The sequence below is a fragment of the Lactococcus petauri genome, from assembly GCF_023499275.1.
GTDB classification, from domain to species: Bacteria; Bacillota; Bacilli; order Lactobacillales; family Streptococcaceae; genus Lactococcus; species Lactococcus petauri.
The window spans coordinates 2,037,132-2,056,485 of the sequence record NZ_CP094882.1 but is presented as its reverse complement, the minus strand read 5'-3'; the positions used below and the strand labels follow the sequence as shown (position 1 = coordinate 2,056,485).

The 19,354-nt window shown below is 39.3% G+C and carries 20 protein-coding genes and 1 tRNA gene; 17 read left to right on the top strand and 4 right to left on the bottom strand.

Going from position 1 to position 19,354, the window contains the following annotated elements:
• The 3 genes from lgb_RS09985 (at nucleotide 1) to rpiA (ending at nucleotide 2,546) form a co-directional block, all read left to right on the top strand.
• A complete protein-coding gene (locus lgb_RS09985) occupies nucleotides 1-717 on the top strand; it encodes an ABC transporter ATP-binding protein (protein ID WP_019291471.1) in 717 nt (238 codons plus the stop codon).
• Complete coding sequence (locus lgb_RS09980; RefSeq protein WP_019294262.1) at nucleotides 707-1,798, top strand: ABC transporter permease; 1,092 nt, start codon at nucleotides 707-709, stop codon at nucleotides 1,796-1,798. The genes lgb_RS09985 and lgb_RS09980 overlap by 11 nt, the downstream gene beginning before the upstream one ends.
• A 76-nt stretch (nucleotides 1,799-1,874) precedes the next feature.
• The gene (gene rpiA, locus lgb_RS09975) at nucleotides 1,875-2,546 is read left to right on the top strand and encodes a ribose-5-phosphate isomerase RpiA (protein WP_019294263.1); all 672 of its coding nucleotides are present in this window, start codon (nucleotides 1,875-1,877) and stop codon (nucleotides 2,544-2,546) included.
• A 24-nt stretch (nucleotides 2,547-2,570) separates the two neighbouring features.
• Here rpiA and lgb_RS09970 read toward each other — a convergent pair whose 3' ends face one another.
• Nucleotides 2,571-3,023, bottom strand: coding sequence for an NUDIX domain-containing protein (locus lgb_RS09970; protein ID WP_019291474.1), 453 nt, complete (start codon nucleotides 3,021-3,023; stop codon nucleotides 2,571-2,573).
• Between the two features lie 119 nt (nucleotides 3,024-3,142).
• On the opposite strand from lgb_RS09970, the gene mreC reads away from it, so the two are divergent.
• The 6 genes from mreC (at nucleotide 3,143) to lgb_RS09940 (ending at nucleotide 9,385) form a co-directional block, all read left to right on the top strand.
• Complete coding sequence (gene mreC, locus lgb_RS09965; RefSeq protein WP_019291475.1) at nucleotides 3,143-4,000, top strand: rod shape-determining protein MreC; 858 nt, start codon at nucleotides 3,143-3,145, stop codon at nucleotides 3,998-4,000.
• 2 nt (nucleotides 4,001-4,002) lie between these two features.
• Complete coding sequence (gene mreD, locus lgb_RS09960; protein WP_019291476.1) at nucleotides 4,003-4,509, top strand: rod shape-determining protein MreD; 507 nt, start codon at nucleotides 4,003-4,005, stop codon at nucleotides 4,507-4,509.
• A 144-nt stretch (nucleotides 4,510-4,653) separates the two neighbouring features.
• Complete coding sequence (locus lgb_RS09955; RefSeq protein WP_019294264.1) at nucleotides 4,654-6,024, top strand: CHAP domain-containing protein; 1,371 nt, start codon at nucleotides 4,654-4,656, stop codon at nucleotides 6,022-6,024.
• 180 nt (nucleotides 6,025-6,204) lie between these two features.
• On the top strand, nucleotides 6,205-7,446 hold the full coding sequence (locus lgb_RS09950; protein WP_249663213.1) for a coiled-coil domain-containing protein: 1,242 nt from the start codon (nucleotides 6,205-6,207) through the stop codon (nucleotides 7,444-7,446).
• Nucleotides 7,447-7,655: 209 nt separating this feature from the next.
• Complete coding sequence (gene dnaJ, locus lgb_RS09945) at nucleotides 7,656-8,786, top strand: molecular chaperone DnaJ (protein WP_019294266.1); 1,131 nt, start codon at nucleotides 7,656-7,658, stop codon at nucleotides 8,784-8,786.
• 71 nt (nucleotides 8,787-8,857) lie between these two features.
• Nucleotides 8,858-9,385 carry a YqeG family HAD IIIA-type phosphatase gene (locus tag lgb_RS09940; RefSeq protein WP_019291480.1) on the top strand — a complete coding sequence of 176 codons (528 nt, stop codon included), beginning with the start codon at nucleotides 8,858-8,860 and terminating at the stop codon, nucleotides 9,383-9,385.
• 176 nt (nucleotides 9,386-9,561) lie between these two features.
• Here lgb_RS09940 and zwf read toward each other — a convergent pair whose 3' ends face one another.
• Together zwf and lgb_RS09930 are read right to left on the bottom strand one after the other, a co-directional pair.
• Entirely contained in the window at nucleotides 9,562-11,049 is a 1,488-nt protein-coding gene (zwf, locus tag lgb_RS09935; RefSeq protein ID WP_019294267.1) for a glucose-6-phosphate dehydrogenase, read from the bottom strand.
• A gap of 23 nt (nucleotides 11,050-11,072) precedes the next feature.
• Nucleotides 11,073-11,252, bottom strand: coding sequence for a hypothetical protein (locus lgb_RS09930; protein WP_019291482.1), 180 nt, complete (start codon nucleotides 11,250-11,252; stop codon nucleotides 11,073-11,075).
• A gap of 109 nt (nucleotides 11,253-11,361) precedes the next feature.
• Here lgb_RS09930 and lgb_RS09925 point away from each other — a divergent pair, with 109 nt between their 5' ends.
• From lgb_RS09925 to lgb_RS09905, 5 genes are all read left to right on the top strand, one after another.
• A complete protein-coding gene (locus tag lgb_RS09925; RefSeq protein WP_019291483.1) occupies nucleotides 11,362-12,207 on the top strand; it encodes a sulfite exporter TauE/SafE family protein in 846 nt (281 codons plus the stop codon).
• On the top strand, nucleotides 12,204-12,572 hold the full coding sequence (locus lgb_RS09920; protein WP_019294268.1) for a DUF1634 domain-containing protein: 369 nt from the start codon (nucleotides 12,204-12,206) through the stop codon (nucleotides 12,570-12,572). The genes lgb_RS09925 and lgb_RS09920 overlap by 4 nt, the downstream gene beginning before the upstream one ends.
• Nucleotides 12,573-12,619: 47 nt before the next feature.
• Nucleotides 12,620-12,702: transfer RNA gene (locus tag lgb_RS09915), tRNA-Leu, on the top strand.
• A 52-nt stretch (nucleotides 12,703-12,754) separates the two neighbouring features.
• Complete coding sequence (locus tag lgb_RS09910) at nucleotides 12,755-12,961, top strand: hypothetical protein (RefSeq protein ID WP_019291485.1); 207 nt, start codon at nucleotides 12,755-12,757, stop codon at nucleotides 12,959-12,961.
• A 10-nt stretch (nucleotides 12,962-12,971) separates the two neighbouring features.
• Nucleotides 12,972-13,856: an NAD(P)-dependent oxidoreductase gene (locus lgb_RS09905; protein ID WP_019294269.1), complete on the top strand. Its 885-nt coding sequence runs from the start codon at nucleotides 12,972-12,974 to the stop codon at nucleotides 13,854-13,856.
• 40 nt (nucleotides 13,857-13,896) lie between these two features.
• Here lgb_RS09905 and argS read toward each other — a convergent pair whose 3' ends face one another.
• The gene (gene argS, locus lgb_RS09900; RefSeq protein WP_019291972.1) at nucleotides 13,897-15,585 is read right to left on the bottom strand and encodes an arginine--tRNA ligase; all 1,689 of its coding nucleotides are present in this window, start codon (nucleotides 15,583-15,585) and stop codon (nucleotides 13,897-13,899) included.
• A gap of 374 nt (nucleotides 15,586-15,959) precedes the next feature.
• On the opposite strand from argS, the gene argR reads away from it, so the two are divergent.
• The 3 genes from argR (at nucleotide 15,960) to mutS (ending at nucleotide 19,354) form a co-directional block, all read left to right on the top strand.
• Nucleotides 15,960-16,406 carry an arginine repressor gene (gene argR / locus lgb_RS09895; protein ID WP_019291971.1) on the top strand — a complete coding sequence of 149 codons (447 nt, stop codon included), beginning with the start codon at nucleotides 15,960-15,962 and terminating at the stop codon, nucleotides 16,404-16,406.
• A complete protein-coding gene (locus tag lgb_RS09890; protein WP_019293298.1) occupies nucleotides 16,396-16,737 on the top strand; it encodes a YlbF family regulator in 342 nt (113 codons plus the stop codon). Before argR ends, lgb_RS09890 begins: the two co-directional genes overlap by 11 nt.
• 109 nt (nucleotides 16,738-16,846) lie before the next feature.
• Nucleotides 16,847-19,354, top strand: coding sequence for a DNA mismatch repair protein MutS (mutS, locus tag lgb_RS09885; RefSeq protein ID WP_064305360.1), 2,508 nt, complete (start codon nucleotides 16,847-16,849; stop codon nucleotides 19,352-19,354).

The following is a 19,354-nucleotide window of genomic DNA, read 5'->3' as shown; positions in this document are numbered from 1 at the left end:
ATGGAAGAAATAGTTTCTGTAAAAAATCTAAGTGTCCAATTTGAAAAAGAAGAGATTTTAAAAAAACTATCTTTAAGTCTCTTTGCAGGAGAAATTGTTGGACTCATCGGTCCTTCAGGTTCGGGAAAGTCAACTTTTATGAATGCATTACTCGGGATTGTTGCTCCTAATAGTGGAGAAATCAAACTACTTGATATCTCGATTCCTAACCGCAAAGTGTTGTGCAAAATTGGCTATATGGCACAGTCGGATGCCTTGTTTACAGAACTTACAGGGAAACAAAATATGGAATTTTTTGGAGCCTTGCAAGGAAAAATAAGTGAAGAGGAGCTGCTCAAAGCTGCTCAAACCGTTGGGTTAACATCAGCTTTGTCCAAGGCTGTTTCGAAATATTCTGGCGGAATGAAGCGTCGCTTATCTTTAGCAATTGCTCTCCAGACGGGTGCTCCTCTCTTATGCCTAGATGAGCCCACAGTTGGTATTGATCCAGAACTTCGACAGGAAATATGGACAGAGCTTAAGCGACAAGCAGAGATGGGCAAAGCTATTCTATTGACGACACACGTAATGGAAGAGGCAGAGCGGTGTGATCGAGTTGTTTTATTAAGAGACGGGCACTTTGTGGCCCAAGGTAGTCCTGAAGCCCTTAAATCCCAGTTTCATGTTACTACTGTGGAAGAGGCCTTTATTCAAGCAGGTGATTATGATGAGAATTAAAGCGATTTTTAAACGTATACTGCTACAAAGGTTGAGAGATAAACGAAGCTTGGCTTTACTTTTCTTTGCTCCCCTTGGCATTATCAGTCTTTTATATTTTCTTCTTCAAGTTCCTTCGGATATAAAATATCGTGTAGGTCTACAAGAAAACCAACCTGTTTTAGCACAAGTTCTCAAGCAGAACGAAAAACTAAAAGTGATTGAAATAGAAGAAACGTTAAATACTCGAGAAATAGTAAATACTCACAATTTAGATGCTCTGATACAGCTGGTAGGAAATGAAATAGAAGTAACTTATGCAAATAGAGATACGTCAAAAACACAGGCACTTACTCAGATGATTGGACAAATTGCTCAAAAGATCCCAGCGAGTATGCGAGAAAACCAAGCAAAAAGTTCTGCAGAAAAAGTGCCGCAAGACTCGTTAGAAACACTAGCTCTGAATATAAAAAGTCATTATCTTTATGGTGACAGTTCCCTGAGTATGTTTGATAATCTAGCGCCACTGCTGGTAAGTTTCTTCGTTTTCTTCTTTGTCTTTTTAATATCAGGCATTTCACTTGTTAATGAACGAAGCAGTGGTACACTTATGCGAATGCTGGTTACACCTGTAAGACGTACTGAAATTGTGGCAGGTTATACTTTAGCCTACGGTTTCCTCGCACTACTTCAAACAAGCTTAATTGTACTTTGGACACGTTATGTTTTACAAATGCAGATTTTGGGGAACTTTATATTAGTCTTGTTGATTAATTTATTGATTGCTCTGATTGCGCTGTTGATTGGACTTTTGTTGTCTGCCCTTGCGAAAACTGAATTTCAATTTATTCAGTTTGTTCCGATAGCTGTCGTACCACAATTCCTTTTTTCAGGTATTATTAATGTCGACACAATGGCAGCGCCCTTACGCTGGATTGCACATCTTATGCCTCTGTATTATGGCGTTGATGCACTTCAAAAAGTAGTGAAACAAGGCGAAGGTTTCTCTCAAATCGGAAACAATCTGTTTATTTTAGGGCTGCTTGCTCTTGTATTGTATGTAGCTAATGTAGTGGCTTTAAAAGGTTTAAGAAAAACTTAGATATTCAAATAAAAAGCGAGTTATTTTCGCTTTTTTGTTATAATGATTGAGAAGAGTATTTGAAGGGATTTTACAAATGGAAAATTTAAAAAAACAAGTGGGTATAAAAGCAGCTGAGTACGTGAAGTCTGGTATGATTGTTGGATTGGGAACAGGTTCAACGGCAGCTTTCTTTGTGGAAGAATTGGGGCGCCGTGTTAAAGAAGAAGGTTTAGATATTGTTGGAGTAACGACGTCAAATGTAACCAGTCAGCAAGCTGAAAGTCTTAATATCCCTTTAAAATCAATTGATGAAGTGGATTATGTTGATTTGACAGTAGACGGTGCAGATGAAATTGATACAGCCCTTAATGGTATTAAAGGTGGTGGTGCGGCTTTGCTGATGGAAAAAATCGTTGCAACATATTCTAAAGATTATATTTGGATTGTTGATGAAAGTAAACTTTCAGAAAATCTTGGCAGTTTTAAAGTTCCTGTCGAAGTTATCCCTTACGGCTCAGAGCAGTTGTTCCGAAAATTTGCAGCGGCTGGTTATGCACCAACATGGCGGATGAATGGCCAAGACAAGCTCATAACTGATATGCAACATTATATTATTGATTTGCATATTGAGAAGATTACTGAGCCAGAAAAGCTGGCTGAAGAGCTTGATTTAACAGTGGGAGTTGTCGAACATGGTTTGTTTAATAACATGGTCAAAAAAGTTATTGTTGCAGGACAAGGCGGAGTTAAACTTATAGAAAAATAAAAAGAAGGAGTGTGCTCCTTCTTTTTATTTGTTCTTAAGCCATTGTTCTACGCCCCACTTATGAGAACCGCGCTTGAGTTTAACCAAAGCAGTCGGAACGTCAAACCAGAAAATTTTATTGAAATCCTCAAGAGGAGCCTGATCAAAATGAACTTCCAAAGTCTCGTAGATATAAGCAGGATTGCAAAAATATTTATCCCGATGTGAGCTATAAAAATATTCGTCGGCCTGTCCGAAATAACGTCCTAAAGTCGCAGTCGCACCTAACTCTTCCAGAAGTTCTCTTTCTAAAGCGCGAGCATGGTTTTCATCTGCTTCAATTTCTCCACCAGGGAGAAAAAAGGCTCCGTTTGGTGCTTGCACAAGACAGATTTGGCTCTTGTTTTCACGTGAAACAATACCATACACTCCATAGCGGTATTGGTAATCAACTCCGGCAATTTTTTCACCGAAGACTGGAATTTCTTGTTGTGTCATATTTACGGACCTCCGATATAATTTTATAGAAGAAAATTTAATTATATTCTATCAAAAAGTTGACAATTTTGATAAAATAAAGAGGCTAAACAAAGCTCTTGCGAAGGGAAATATGAACAGTGAAAAAATTCAATCTTAGTAAAATGATTATTATCGCCTTAATTATTGTTATTTCAGCATTTACAGCAATCTTCATCTCGGCTGATAATTTTAAAAATAATAAAAATCCATCAACGATGACACAAATTATTAATGATGGTACAGGAACCATAGACAGAATCATTGGTGCACCGATCCGCTTTGTTCAAGACAAAGCCAATCAAGTGGGCAATCTTTTTGATACATACAAACAAAATCAGTCCCTAAAAACACAGGTGGCAGACTTAAGTAGTTCAAAAAATAACCAAGAAAGTCTAGAAGTTGAAAATAAAGAATTAAAAGAAGCATTGAAGCTTCAAGAAACATTGACAGACTATAAGAGTATTTCTGCAAATGTGATTACCCGTAATCCGGCCAGTTGGGCAGATACGCTCGTAATTGATAGCGGAAGTAAACAAGGCATCAAAAACCGTCAACTCGTCATGGCTAATGGGGGTGTTATTGGGCGTGTAAGTCAGGTAAACGAAAATTCCTCTAAAGTTTCCTTGTTGAGCTCCGATAAAGGTATTGACGCTAAAATCCCCGTTCGCCTTGGTAGCCCGAGTGATCCAGTAAATGGACTTCTTGCGAGCTATGATGATGATCAGAATGCTTATGTTGTCACTTCTTTAGTAGGGGAAGGTAATATCGAAAAGGGAAGCCAAGTTGTTACTAGCGGTCTTGGAGGAGATTCGCCGCGTGGTCTCTTGCTTGGAACTGTAATTGATGTTAAAGAAACAGATCAAGGCTTGAACCGTAAAGTATATGTGAAACCTGCCAGCAATTTGTATGATATCCGGTTTGTCTTTGTGATTCAAGGCATGATTGGAGGCAACTAAATATGAGTCGTTTTAGCTTCCAATTTTTTAGTCCCTTATTTCTTTTTTTCCTACTCTTACTTGATGGGCAGCTGACGCATTTCTTTACGGCTTTGTCTGGTGGAAGTATCATGCCTGTAAGCCACTTGCTGCTCATTTTTATGGTATATACTGTGACACAGCACCGTCATAGCTATGTTCTTATCGTAGGTGTTCTTTTGGGAATTATCTATGACAGCTACTTTTTGGGAATTTTTGGTATTGCAAGTTTGATTTTACCTCTTATTGCTCTTTTCGTTTATCAAATCCAAACGGTTGTCTTTACCAATCGTTGGACACGTTTATTTACAGTGATTATCATTGTTTTTGCTTTTCAAGTTTTAAGTACGCTTATTGTTAACTTAGTCGGTGTTGTCAATGTCAACTTTGTCTCATTTATCGTTAGGCAACTTGCACCAACGTTAGCCCTAAATATTGCCTTTGCAATACTGCTGCAATGGCCTTTAGAAAAGATGTATCGCCTTCGGTGAACATCTTTTTGTAATTAAAGAGTAAAAAAAGTATTCTTAAAGAAATTAAATTGACTTGATTAAGTTATAAAAGAGTGTTATACTTGGGACTATCTTGGCGTTATAATATTTATAAATTATAGAAAACGGGAAGAAAAGAAAACTATGAAAAAGAAACTTATCACAGCATTGATGTTGTCGACAGTCATTTTATCTTCGGGTGCAAGCCTTGGAGCGGTAAAAGCGGACAGCACAGACGATCAAATCGCAAAGCAAGATGCAGCAATCAGCGCTGCTAAAAGTTCTTCTGCTGAAGCGCAAGCAAAAGTAGATGCGATTCAATCACAAGTAAATAGCTTACAATCTAAAAAAACTTCAACAGCAAATGAAGTAAATAAATTGATGAAGGAGCAAAAAGAACAATCAGCAGAGATTGCTCGTTTGCACAAAGACATCAAAGAACGTAACACAGCTCTTGAAGCACAAGCACGTAGCGCTCAAACAAGCGGTTCAGCGACAGACTATATGTCTACTATCTTGGATTCAAAATCTTTGACTGATGCAATTCAAAAAATGACAGCGATGGCAACCGTTTCTGGTGCCAACAAAGCCATGCTTGAAAAGCAACAAGAAGATGAAAAAGCTATTCAAGCTAAGTTGAAAGATAATGAAGCAAAATACGCTAAAGCTACAAAACTTCAACAAGAGTTAGAAACACAAAGTAACGAGTTGGCAAGCCAAGAAGCCGCCCTCAAAGTTGCTCAGTTAAATTATCAAACAACAATTGCTAACTCTGAGAGTAAAAAACAAAGTTTGATTGATCAAAAAGCAGCTGCAGTAGCTGCCCAAGAAGCTGCAGCTAAAAAAGCTGCAGAAGTGGAAGCTCAACAAGCTAAAGCTGAACAAGCTGCTCAAGCTGCTCAAAAAGCACAAACAGAACAAGCTGCAGCATCTAAGAGCGAAAATAAATCAGATGCAAGTACAGTAAATACAGAAACAGTACCTGTTGTTACAGCACCTGTTGAGACTACTCCAGCGGCTTCTGCACCAGCAGCATCAACACCAGCTGTAGAAGAAAGCAAACCAGCATCAAACAACAACACAACAACTACGAATACTGGTTCAAACTCAACTACAACTACTGATACTGGTTCAAATAATACTAACAATAATAATGTAACTGGTGGTTCAGGTTCATCAAGTACTCCAGGATCAAGCTTGAGCAATCCTTACCCTTGGGGACAATGTACTTGGGGTGTTTGGGAATACTTCGGTGGAAGTATTCCTACTTACGCTGGTAACGCCGGGGACTGGGTAGTTTACGCAAATAGTGGACCAGCAGTTGGTACAATTGCGGTATTCCCTCCAGGTAACCAAGGCGCAGGTGGCGTAGGTCACGTTGCTGTGGTCACAGCTGTAAATGGTGATAAACTTACTGTCTCAGAAACAAACTTCTCAGGTCCTAATGGTGGAGGTCTCGGTATCCGCACAACTCGTGAAGTTTCAGCTGCAGGTGTAAGTTTCATCCGCCCATAAGAAATAACTCAAAACAAGTAATGAAATATTGCTTGTTTTTTTGTGCATTGATAAAAAACAGAAACCGACAGAAACAAACTTAAACGTAACTGTAATTGATTTGTTACAAAACAGGCGGAGGCACATGATACAATATACTATATTCACCGAACTAACCTAGGGAGGCAAATTTAAAATTTTATGAAGAAAAAACTTATTACAGCATTGATGCTCTCGACAGTCGTGCTTACGGCTGGCGCACCTTTTGCTGCCGTAAAGGCTGATTCAACAGATTCAAAAATTGCACAACAAGATTCAAAAATCGCTAATGCAAAGAATGAAGCTGCTAAAGCGCAATCACAAGTTGATTCAATTCAATCACAAGTAAGCACTTTAAAATCAAAGCAAACATCAATGACTAAAAAAGTTAATGAGTTGATGGCTCAACAAAAGGAACAATCACAACAGATTCAAAAGTTGAGTGAGAGTATCAAGGAGCGCAATACTGCCCTTGAAGCTCAAGCACGTAGTGCACAAACTGATGGTTCAGCAACAAACTATATGTCTGCTGTATTAGACTCAAAATCTTTAACAGATGCGATTCAAAAAATGACAGCAATGGCAACTGTTGCTGGCGCTAACAAGTCAATGATTGAGCAACAACAAGCTGACCAAAAAGCTATTCAAACGAAGTTAGCTGATAACCAAAAGAAATATGCTGAAGCAACAAAACTTCAACAAGAGTTAGATGCACAAGCTAATGAGTTGGCGACACAAGAAGCTGCTCTCAAAGTTGCTCAGTTAGACTACCAAGCTACAGTAACTACTGCAGAAGGTAAAAAACAAGATTTATTGAGTCAAAAAGCAGCAGCAGAAAAGGCAGCTCAAAAAGCAGCAGCAGCAGAAAAAGCAGCAGCAGCGAAGTCTGTAGTAGCTCAACAAGAAAAAGCAGTAGCTGCAGCACCTGCAGCTTCTAATCCAGCTCCAGCCGCTAATAATACCGCTGACAATAGCAATTCGTCTACACCATCGACTGGAAATAATACAGGTGGCAATGGTAATTCTTCTAAACCAACGCCAGAACCAACGCCAGAACCAACACCAACACCAACACCAACACCAACACCAGACCCAGGACACAGTGGTACTAACCCTTATCCAGCTGGTCAATGTACTGCATTTGTTTGGGATTACTTTGGTGGTAACATGCCAACATACATGGGAAATGCTGGTGACTGGGTGGCTTATGCAAACAGTGGACCTGCAGCAGGTACAATTGCTGTATTCCCTCCAGGTAATCAAGGCGCAGGCGGCGTAGGACACGTTGCAGTTGTTCTTTCTGTATCTGGTTCAAAAATGACAGTTATTGAAGGAAACTTCAACGGCGGTTGGGGAACAACACGTGAATGTTCAACAGCTGGTGTAAGTTTCATTCGACCATAATTAAATAAAATTTAAATACAAACTACGGTTTGTATTTTTTATCTCTAGAATTTAGCACTCTTTATATAAGAGTGCTAATTTTTTTGCCAAAAGTCATAAAAAATGCTAAAATAGATTATGGTAGAAGTGTATATAGTCTACTTTTAGAGTAAGTGGTTGAAAAACCAAGTGAATCTCTAAAAATTCCATGTCAAGAAGGTTTAAATCATATGAATAACACAGAATTTTACGAACGCCTAGGTGTGGATAAAAATGCCAGCCAAGACGAAATTAAAAAAGCTTATCGAAAGATGTCTAAAAAGTATCACCCAGATATTAATAAAGACCCGGGTGCAGAAGACAAGTACAAAGAAGTTCAAGAAGCTTATGAAACTTTAAGTGATGAACAAAAACGTGCTAGCTACGATCAATATGGTGCCGCAGGTGCTAATGGTGGTTTTGGCGGAAGTCAAGGTGGTTTCTCTGGCTTTGACGGTTTCCAAAGTGCAGGTGGTTTTGGTGGTTTTGAGGATATTTTCTCAAGCTTCTTTGGTGGAGGCGGTGGCCAAGCTGATCCAAATGCACCACGTCAAGGAGATGACCTACAATATCGTATCAATTTGACGTTTGAAGAAGCTATTTTTGGTGTTGAGAAAGAAATCAAATACCATCGCGAAGAGCTTTGTCACACTTGTGCGGGTTCAGGTGCCAAACCAGGTACTCATGCTGAAACATGTCATAAATGTCATGGACGAGGACAAACACAAGTTATTCGAGACACTCCATTAGGGCGTATGTCAACAAATGTCGTCTGTGATGTTTGTCATGGTACAGGTAAGGAAATCAAATCTCCTTGTCCAACATGTCACGGTACAGGTCACGAAAAATTGGCACACACAGTTAAGGTAAAAGTACCGGCTGGTGTGGAATCAGGTCAACAAATGCGCCTCCAAGGTCAAGGTGATGCTGGGACAAACGGTGGCCCTTACGGTGATCTCTATGTCCGTTTCCAAGTTGCTGCAAGTGATAAGTTTGAACGTGATGGTAGCGAAATTTATTACAAGATGCCATTGAACTTTGTTCAGGCAGCCTTAGGGGATGAGATTGAAGTTCCAACTGTTCACGGTAATGTGAAGTTGAAGATTCCTGCTGGTACGCAAACAGGTACTAATTTCCGACTTAAAGGTAAAGGTGCACCTAAATTACGTGGTAGTGGTCAAGGTGATCAACACGTTGTGATTAATATTGTAACACCAGAAAAATTGAATGATGCTCAACGTGATGCTTTGCGTGAGTTTGCAAAAGCTAGCGGACAAAATGTATCAGAACAGAAAAAAGGATTTTTCGATAAATTTAAATAAAAAAGCTGTCGTTAGACAGTTTTTTTGTTTATCAATTAGGTAAATGCTGCTGTATTTGGTATAATGTTTTTATGAAACTTGTGAATTATAAACCAGACTATCTTCTAGAAGCTGTGTATAACTTGGATGTGGAAAACTTAAAAAAGCGAGACATTCGAGGAATTATGGTGGACTTAGATAATACACTTATTGCTTGGAATAATCCCGATGGAACACCCGAATTGCATCAATGGCTACAAACAATGCGTACAAATGGTATAAAGGTTATTGTTGTCTCAAATAATAAACATGACCGTGTCAAACGTGCGGTAGCTAAGTTTGATGTTGATTTTGTTTCGCGTGCGATGAAACCTTTTGCTTGGGGAATAAATAAAGCCTTAGTTAAACTTAACGAACGACCGGACCATGTCATTATGGTTGGTGACCAATTAATGACAGATATTCGAGCTGCACACCGTGCTGGAGTTCGCAGTATTCTTGTGAAACAATTGGTAGAGTCTGATGGTTGGAGTACCAAGTTTAACCGCTGGCGTGAACGCCGAGTGTGGAAAAAGTTGATTCGGAAATACGGCTATCCTAAATGGAATACAAGATTATAACTCTGCAGAGGCAGAGTTATTTTCTATTATTGGGCTTTTCCCGAGGTTTTCCACTGTATTTTTCTACTTATCCCAAGTTTTCCACAGTTTTACACACCTTATTCACAAAAATGTGGAAAACTGTGAATAAATGTGTGGAAAAAAGAAACCTCAATGAAGTTTCTTTTTTTTTTTATTTACATTAAACCGCGTTCTTTATACCATTGATCAGGTTGCCAGATCCACTGTCTTCCATCTTTTTTGAGAAGTTCAAAGGCTTCTTGTGGTCCCATGCTTGCTGCAGGATATTTCGGAAGCTCTTGATGCGCTTCATCCCATGCTTGGCGGATAACATCAATAAGTTCCCAAGAACGGGAAACTTCTTCCCAGTGGGAGAAGTTAGTGCCATCACCATGTAAAACGTCAAGCAAGAGTTTTTCATATGCTTCAGGAGAATTTCCTAAAATTGCTGCATCATGACGGTAGCCCAATTTGATAGGCGCGATATTGAATCCTTGGCCAACTTCTTTCCCATTAATTGTAAGGGAGAAACCTTCAGTAGGTTGGATATAAATGGTAAGGATGTTTTCCCCAAGATCTGTATCAAAAATATTATTAGGGTCTTGTTTGAAAACAATGTTAATTCGTGTTCCTTTTTCTGTCAGACGTTTTCCACTACGTACGTAGAAAGGAACACCAGCCCAACGGTCATTATCAATAAGGAATTTTCCAGCGACAAAAGTTTCTGTGTTAGAATCTGGCGCTACAGAGGGTTCAGAACGATAATCTACAAAGTTCTTACCGTCAATCTTACCCTCAATATATTGTCCAGGGATGAAAGCTTCAAGCGCTTCTTGTTTGGAATATTTACGAATGCTATGAAGGGCCTTAACCTTTTCGTTCAAAATGTTTTTTTGTGTAAAAGTTTGAGGCTTTTCCATAGCCAGTAAAGCCAAAACTTGAAGCACATGATTTTGAATCATATCCTTGAGCGCGCCGCTCGTTTCGTAATAACCACCGCGATCTTCAACGCCAATACTTTCAGCAAAAGTAATCTGTATATTATCGATGTGGTCCTTGTCCCAGATGGATTCAAACATTTGGTTGGCAAAGCGGATAGCCGAAACGGATTGAATCATTTCTTTTCCGAGATAGTGGTCAATACGGAAGGTTTGATCTTCTGAAAAGACATCTTTAAGTGCAGTATTCAGTTCTTGAGCTGTTTCCAAATCACTTCCGAAAGGCTTTTCGATAATCACACGTTCAAAACCTTTACCTGTCAGAATCTTTTCTGATTTGAGGTGGTTAGCAATGATTGAGAAAAATTGTGGCGCCATAGCCAGATAGAAAACTTGGTTGCAAGCAGTATTATACTTTTCTCGGAGTTCATCTCCGAGCTCCTTGAGGGCATGATAGTGACTGCTGTCATTTACATCATGGCTTTGATAGTAGAAGTGGCTCGAGAAGTCATTGAGTTCTTCTTGGTCACTGCTTAAACCAGCTAAAGATTCCATAACGATTTGGCGATAATACTCATCGGTCCATGGGCGACGAGCAGTACCAATCACTGCAAAATTTTCTGCAATTTCGCCTTTTTTATAAAGTTGGAAAAGGGCGGGATAAAGTTTCCGTTTTGCGAGGTCACCAGTAGCCCCGAACATGGTAAAAAGTACTTGTTTACTCATAAGTCTCTTCTTTCTATTGATTATCAAACATCATTTTCAGCATAGTCGATATAAGTATCAACATAATCCAGATAGTCTTTATTTAACTGGGTCTTTATATCTTGATACTCAGCTTCAGTATAATCACGCTCAGCAATTTTAGCACGATAAAAAGGTAAGTTTAATTCTTTTTGAAGTCTCTCTTCAAGCTCTTTACGATTCATAATGATTTCCTTATATGAGAAAAATTTACTACTAAGAAAATTATATCACAAAAATATCTTTGCGCCCTCCAACTGAGATTCTTTCGAATGAAAGTGATAGAATAGGAATATGTCTTTATTAACTTTTACACTTTGCATGCTCATACTTGGCGTTGTTGCCGGTATTGTAGGAAGCATTTTAGGTCTCGGTGGTGGAATTATCATCACACCGATTATTACCTCTTTTTTTGGGGTTGATATAAAATATGCAATCGGTGCAAGTATTGTCGCTGTTATTGCAACGAGTTCAGGTGCTGCCATTTCTTATTTGAAAGATGATCTGGTCAATGTTCGGGTCGCCATGTTTTTAGAAATTTTTACCACAATTGGTGGATTACTAGGAGCGATTTTGGCCGGACTGTTTAATGCTGCGGTATTAAATATACTTTTTGCTTGTTTATTGATTTTTCAAGCCTATAATATGTGGCGTAAGCTACATCAAGGTGAAAAAGTCTTGCAAAATGTTACCTCAGACAAATGGGCAGAAAAGATGAAGCTTAATTCTTCTTACTTTGATAAGCAAACAGGAAAAGAGGTCGCTTATCAAGTGGAAAAAGTCCCAGCTGGTGCATCGATTATGTTTGGTGCAGGAATAGCTTCAGGACTTTTAGGAATAGGTTCGGGGGCATTTAAGGTTTTAGCTATGGATACAACGATGAAAATGCCATTAAAACCGTCAACTGCAACCTCAAATCTCATGATTGGGGTAACTGCAGCAGCTTCAGCGACGGTCTACTTCTTTAACGGCTATGTTGATCCGTCCTTAGCAGGACCTTTAGCGATAGGAATTGTAGCTGGCGCAGCTATTGGTTCGCGTATTATGCCACATTTGCCTGCTCGGACGATTCGCTTGATATTTATTCCTGTAATTGGTCTTATGGCTTTACAAATGATACTTAAAGGACTTGGTTTATGACGGAAGAAAAAGAAAAATTACTTGAAATTGAACTCAGAATAGGAAAAATTTTAAGAGCGGGTGTGTTTATTAGCTCGGCAATTATCATTATTGGTTTAATTATGTTTGTTTTCACGGGGCATTCTGGTTACCCTGGGACGACTTATCCTCGAGGCTTGTCGGAAATTGCAGAGGGGCTTGTCGCTTTTAAAGCCTTCGCTTGGCTTATGACTGGTCTGTTTCTTTTGATTTTAACACCTGTCCTTCGGGTAGTTGCTTCTATTTTTGCCTTTACAAAAGAAGGTGATAAAATGTATGTCATTATTACGATGATGGTACTCGCTGTATTGATTATAGCTATCCTTTTAGGGCATACAGGTGCGTAAGCTATTTCTTGCAAAACACTATTGAAACTGGTATTATAGGTAGTGCTGGGGGAGTGGTGGAATGGCAGACACGCATGCTTCAGGTGCATGTGCTCGTAAGGGTGTGGGGGTTCAAATCCCCTCTCCCCCATAACCAGTTACAATCTCGCTTAGGCGGGATTTTTTATTTAAGAGGTGAAGATATGGCAAGAAGATTGACAAAAGAAGAGCTACAGGAGCGTATAGATGAAAATCCCCTCCGTGCTCTAGCAAGTATAGGAGAGGAAGTGGGTTTAACACGTGTTGGGATTGAAAAATTGCTGAAAAGCTATAAATTAGAAGATTATCGTAATCAAAAGATTAAAGCCTTACGTCGAACAGTAGCAAGGCAAAGAAGATTGAACAAATAAAGGAGAAATCATGGCAAAAATCGGATTTATCGGTACAGGAGTAATGGGCGCAGCAATGGCAGGTCATCTACTTGATGCAGGCAATGAACTGTATGTTTATAATAGAACAAAAGCAAAAACTGATTCTTTAGTAGCGCGTGGAGCAACTTACTGCGCGACACCGCAAGAAATTGCAGAAGTAACGGATATTGTTTTTTCTATTGTAGGCTATCCCAAAGATGTTCGCGAAATTTATTTCGGCGAAAAAGGTGTATTTAAGGCAGATGTACACGGCACGTTTTTGGTGGATATGACGACATCAGAGCCGGCTTTGGCTCAAGAGATTTATCATGCTGCAAAAGAAGCGGGAGCTTCGGCTTTAGATGCTCCGGTATCGGGAGGTGATATTGGGGCAAAGAATGCCAGCTTAACAATTATGGTAGGTGGTGAGGAAGAAGCCTATGAACATCTCTTGCCTTACTTTGAAGCTATCGGCAAAACGATTACACGTCAAGGAGCAGCAGGAGCGGGTCAACATACCAAAATGGCCAACCAAATTGCTATTGCAGGAACGATGACTGCAATGACAGAGCTGATGGTTTATGCAGATAAAGCTGGTTTAGATGTGGAAAAAGTTCTTCAAACAGTAGGAGGAGGCTCGGCAGCCACTTGGTCAATGACTAATTATGCACCGCGTATTTTACGTGAGGACTTTAGCGCGGGTTTCTTCGTTAAACATTTTATTAAAGATTTAGGAATTGCTTTAGCTGAGGCTGAAAAAATGGGGATTGAACTTCCTGCCACAGCAGGAGCGAAAAAACTTTATGATCGTTTAGCAGAAAAAGGATATGAAAATGATGGCACTCAGGCGCTGATTAAACTTTGGTGGCCAGAAGGCGTGAGACCGAATAAATAAAAAAAATAGACCATGTGGTCTATTTTTTTTATTTGAAAACTTACATTTCCTCTGGTGCTTCCACACCAAGCAGACGCAATGCTTCTTTTAAGACAAGAGAAGTTGCATTAGCAAGTGCTAAACGTGCTTGAAGCCCTTCGTTGTCCTCAAGGATACGTACATGTGCATAATATTTGTTAAAAGCTTGTGCTAAGGAAATTGAGTATTTCGCAATGATAGAAGGTTCATACTTATCGGCAGCACGTTTAACAATGTTACCAAAGTCTTGGAGTAGCTTCACAATTTCCCAAGCTTCAGCTGGTGTTTCTTCAACATTGACAGGTTGCGGTACATAGTTTGCTTTACGTAAGATTGAACGGATACGTGCATACGCATATTGTACGTAAGGGCCAGTCTCACCTTCAAATGAAACCATCTCTTCAAGGTTGAAGTCATAACCATTGTTACGGTCGGTTTTTAAGTCGTAGAACTTCACGGCACCAACCCCAACTTGTTGTGCAACACGCTCTTTGTTTGGCAAGTCAGGATTTTTATCGTTGATTTGCTTCAGAGCACGTTCTACCGCTTCGTCAAGTGTTGTTTCTAACTTAACAACGTGACCTTTACGTGTTGAGAATTTTTTCCCGCCTTGCGTTACCATACCGAAGGACACGTGTGTCATGTTGTCTGACCAGTCATAACCGGCTTCCTTGAGTACTGCCTTTAATTGTTTGAAGTGGTTTTGTTGCTCGCCACCAACAACATAAAGTGATTTTACAAAATCAAAAGTTGCTTTACGGTACATTGCTGTTGCTAAGTCACGTGTAATGTATAATGTTGCACCGTCAGTTTTTTTAATCAAGGCTGGGTTGAGGTTGTATTTTTCGAGGTCTACAACCATCGCACCTTTAGATTCGTGCATTAAGCCTTTAGATTCTAGGTCTTCAACAACGGCATCCATCTTATCAGAGTAGAAAGATTCACCTGTAAAGTGATCAAACTCAATGCCTAATTTACCGTAAATACGGTTAAATTCAATCAAGCTGACATCAGAGAACCATTTCCAGATGCGAAGGGCTTCCTCGTCACCTTGTTCCATTTTAAGGAACCAAGCGCGACCTTCTTCGTCTACCGCGGGATCTTCTTTAGCTTCGGCATTGATTTGTACATAAAGCTTCAATAACTCATCGATTGGATTGGCAGTAATTGTCGCTTCATCACCGTATTTTTTATAAGCAGTGATCAAGAGACCAAACTGTTTGCCCCAATCTCCCAAGTGATTGATTTTGATTGTATTGTAACCAATCTTTTCATAAATTTTTGAAAGCGAGTCTCCGATAACAGTTGAGCGCAAATGACCAATAGAAAAAGGCTTGGCAATATTTGGAGCCGACATGTCAATAGGAACATTAGCACCATGACCGATATTTTGGTCGCCATAGTCTTCTTTTTCAGTGATAACTTCGTTGATAACTGCTGTGGCAACAGCTTTTTTGTCAAGGAAGAAATTCACGTAAGGACCAGTAGCAACTACTTTATCAAAGCCAGTAGCATCAATGTTCTCAGCGATTTCACCAGCGATGATTTGTGGGGCTTTGCGCAAAGTCTTGGCTAAACTGAAAGCTGGAAATGCGATATCGCCCATTTCTGATGATTTTGGTTTTTCAAGCAAATTTTCGATTTGTTCGAGTTCAAGCGCACCATCGAGTACGGCGAACAAAGATTTTGCTGCTAATAGTTTTTCATTCATGGAATAATTATACCATAATAGAAATAAAAAAGTATAGTGCTTATTGTGTTAAATTTTAAGCTTTATGAGTGAAGTGAGCCAAATAACTTATAGGATAAGGAGCATTCTTTTTCAGAGATGTTTTTTTGTGTGATGTGTTGAATTTACGGACTGAAAAAATTATAAAAGATATATTTTGTATTTTTATACATTTTTGATTAGAAGGTGGAATGGTTGAAGCAAGGAAGAGGTCTCTTTATTCATTGGTATTATGAGGATAGGTGCATATATTTTTATCCTAAGAGGTAAAATGTGTATAAATAATAACTTAAAATAATGACAAATGTACCTTCATTCTTGTATTTTGTTGAGTATTTTTATGCTATAATGAGACTATGAAAAGAGAAGAACGATTAAATTTAATTAAACAAATTATCTCTGAAAATAAGATTGCGACACAGGAAGAGCTTCAAAGTGTCCTAGAATCTAGAGGGGTAAAGATTACGCAGGCGAGTCTGTCACGTGATATTCGTGAGCTGCATATTATTAAAAAGCGTGAAGACGGCAAGAGCTTTTATGTTTTTTTGACAGAGCTTAACTCGCCTTCACAATCTTTGCTGCAACAATATCTGACTAACTTTGTACTGAAAGTTGATGTTGCCAGTGTTAATGTAGTTGTACACACGCATCTGGGTGAGGCAGATCTTTTGGCGAATGCTTTTGATGATGAGCAACGCCCGGAAATTTTAGGGACTTTGGCTGGTGCAGATACTTTACTGCTCATTTGTAAGGATGAAGCGGCTGCAGAAAGCTTAGCCTTGGAGATTGAAGATGCCTTATAATGCAAGTAAAGAAAAATTGATTGCACATATTCTTGATTTGGATTATGTTAAGGCTTTTCAAAAAGCAGAAAATACCTTACAGGAAGAAAAAGAGCTGTTTGAGCAACAAAGTAAAATGAAGGAGCTGCAGAAGGAAGCTGTTCTCTATCAAAAAATAGGTAAAATACAGGCCTTTAAAGAAACATCTAATGCAGCACAAAAGATACACAAGTCTTTAAAAAACGATCCCTTAGTTGAGGATTATCTTTTAAAAATGCAGCCTGTTGATGCTCTTTTGAATCATGTAACAGGTGAAATTGAAAGTAAAGTTAATGAAGCTTTAGGACATTAGGTCGCTAGGAGAAGGATCTTGTGTCCTTTTTGTTTTTACCTACAAGCTTAAGCTGGCTTTTTGTATGTTATAATAGAAGCAAACAATTTTCAAAAGAAAGAAGAATTATATGTCTGAAAAAATTTCACCAGGAATGCAGCAATATCTTGATATCAAAGCTGATTATCCGGATGCTTTCTTGCTCTTTCGTATGGGAGATTTTTACGAGCTTTTTTATGAAGATGCGGTGAATGCAGCCCAAATTTTAGAATTGTCTCTGACTTCGCGCAATAAGAATGCAGAAAATCCGATTCCAATGGCAGGCGTTCCTCACCATTCAGCAGATCAATATATTGAGCAGCTTGTGAATCTGGGCCATAAAGTTGCCGTGGCAGAGCAAATGGAAGACCCTAAAACAGCTGTCGGTATTGTCAAACGTGCCGTCACTCAAGTTATCACACCAGGAACAGCTGTTGATGTGGGTTTAACAACGGAAAATAACTTTTTGGTGGCCTTGGATAAAGCTTCTGAAACATTTTCCTTGGCTTATATGGATCTATCAACAGGCGAATTTAAAGCAACACAGTTCTCTGATTTTTCAGCAGCCCTCAGTGAGATATCATCTCTAAAGGCACGTGAGATTGTCGTCGGTTATGAGCTATCAGATGATGACAGGAAAGTCTTTGAAAAACAGTTGAACGTGATGGTTTCAGAGCAATACGAGTATGAAGACGTTGCTTCCACACTTACTCCTTTGGAAAATCAAGTGGCTTCAAAGCTCTTGGCCTATGTTAATCGCACTCAGTTACGGGATTTAAGTCACTTACAGGAAGTGGAACACTATGAAATAAAAGACTTTCTGCAAATGGACTTTGCAACAAAATCTTCTCTAGAGTTAACCGCAAATAAACGAGAAGGAAAAAAACATGGGACACTCTATTGGTTGCTTGATGAAACCAAAACAGCTATGGGCACACGTTTACTCCGTAACTGGGTAGATCGTCCGTTGATTTCTGCCAGCGCAATCAATAAACGTGCGGATATTGTACAACTTTTCGTGGACAATTTCTTTGAACGGGCAGATTTGATTGAGGCTCTAAAGGGAGTTTACGACCTTGAGCGCTTGGCTTCCCGTGTGTCCTTCGGTAAAGTTCTTCCCGTGGATTATTTACAGTTAGAAAATTCCTTATCTAATGTCCCAGGCATTAAAAATGTTTTACTGACCATGAACAATCCAGCCCTGGAACCCTTGATCTCTCAACTGGATGAAATTCCAGAGCTTATCTCCTTGATACGTCAGGCAATAGATGAATCTGCGCAACGTGTCATCACTGAAGGGGGTGTCATTAAGTCAGGTTATAATGAGCAGCTGGACAAGTATCGCGAAGCTTTAACAAATGGTACCTCGTGGATAGCAGAGTTGGAAGCGAAAGAAAAAGCCAACACCGGAATCTCGACATTAAGAATTGATTTTAACCGCAAAGATGGTTATTATTTCCATATTACGCAGAGTCAGCTTGGTAGTGTTCCTGACCACTTTTATCGTAAAGCCACGCTGAAAAATTCAGAGCGTTTTGGCTCAAAAGAGTTGGCTGAAATCGAAGAAATTATGCTTGAGGCACGTGAAAAATCAAGTATTTTAGAATATGATCTTTTTGCGCAAGTACGTACAGAAACTGAACAATATATCTCGCGCCTGCAGAAATTAGCAAAAGCAATTGCCAGTATCGACTGTTTGCAAAGCTTAGCGACTGTTGCCGAAAAATATCAGTATATCCGTCCAATTTTTACTCCAGAACGTAAGGTTAACATTATAAAAGGGCGTCATCCTGTGGTTGAGAGCGTTCTTGGGGCACAAGAATATGTCCCCAATGACATTAAGTTACCGGACCAAACCGCAATTCAACTCATCACTGGGCCAAATATGTCTGGTAAATCAACTTACATGCGTCAATTTGCGATGATTGTTATTATGGCACAGCTAGGTTCTTTCGTACCAGCAGAGGTTGCTGAACTTCCCATATTTGATGCGATTTTTACACGTATTGGTGCAAGTGATAATCTAATCTCAGGAGAGTCGACCTTTATGGTAGAAATGATGGAAGCCAATCATGCTATCCAACATGCTACGCCGCATTCTTTAATTATTTTTGATGAACTTGGACGAGGCACTGCAACCTATGACGGAATGGCTTTGGCGCAGTCGATTATTGAGTATATTCATGATAATATTCATGCTAAAACACTCTTTGCGACGCATTATCATGAGTTGACGGAGTTGGCAGATAATCTTAAGGAGTTAGAAAATGTTCACGTTGCCACCTTAGAAAAAGGCGGTGATGTGACTTTCCTGCATAAGATTACGGAAGGTCCAGCAGACAAATCCTATGGTATTCATGTGGCTAAAATTGCAGGATTGCCAACAAAATTACTTGAACGTGCCGATATTATTTTACAAAAGTTGGAGAATAAGCCTGTGATGAGCAAGGCACCCGAAGTTGAAAAAGAGCAATTGAGCCTTTTCACTTTTGAAGATAACCATCAAGAGTTGATTGAGATGCTAAAAGAAACGAATGTCGATAATATGACAGCACGCGAAGCTTTGAACTTTTTATGGGATCTCAAAGACAGGCTGTAA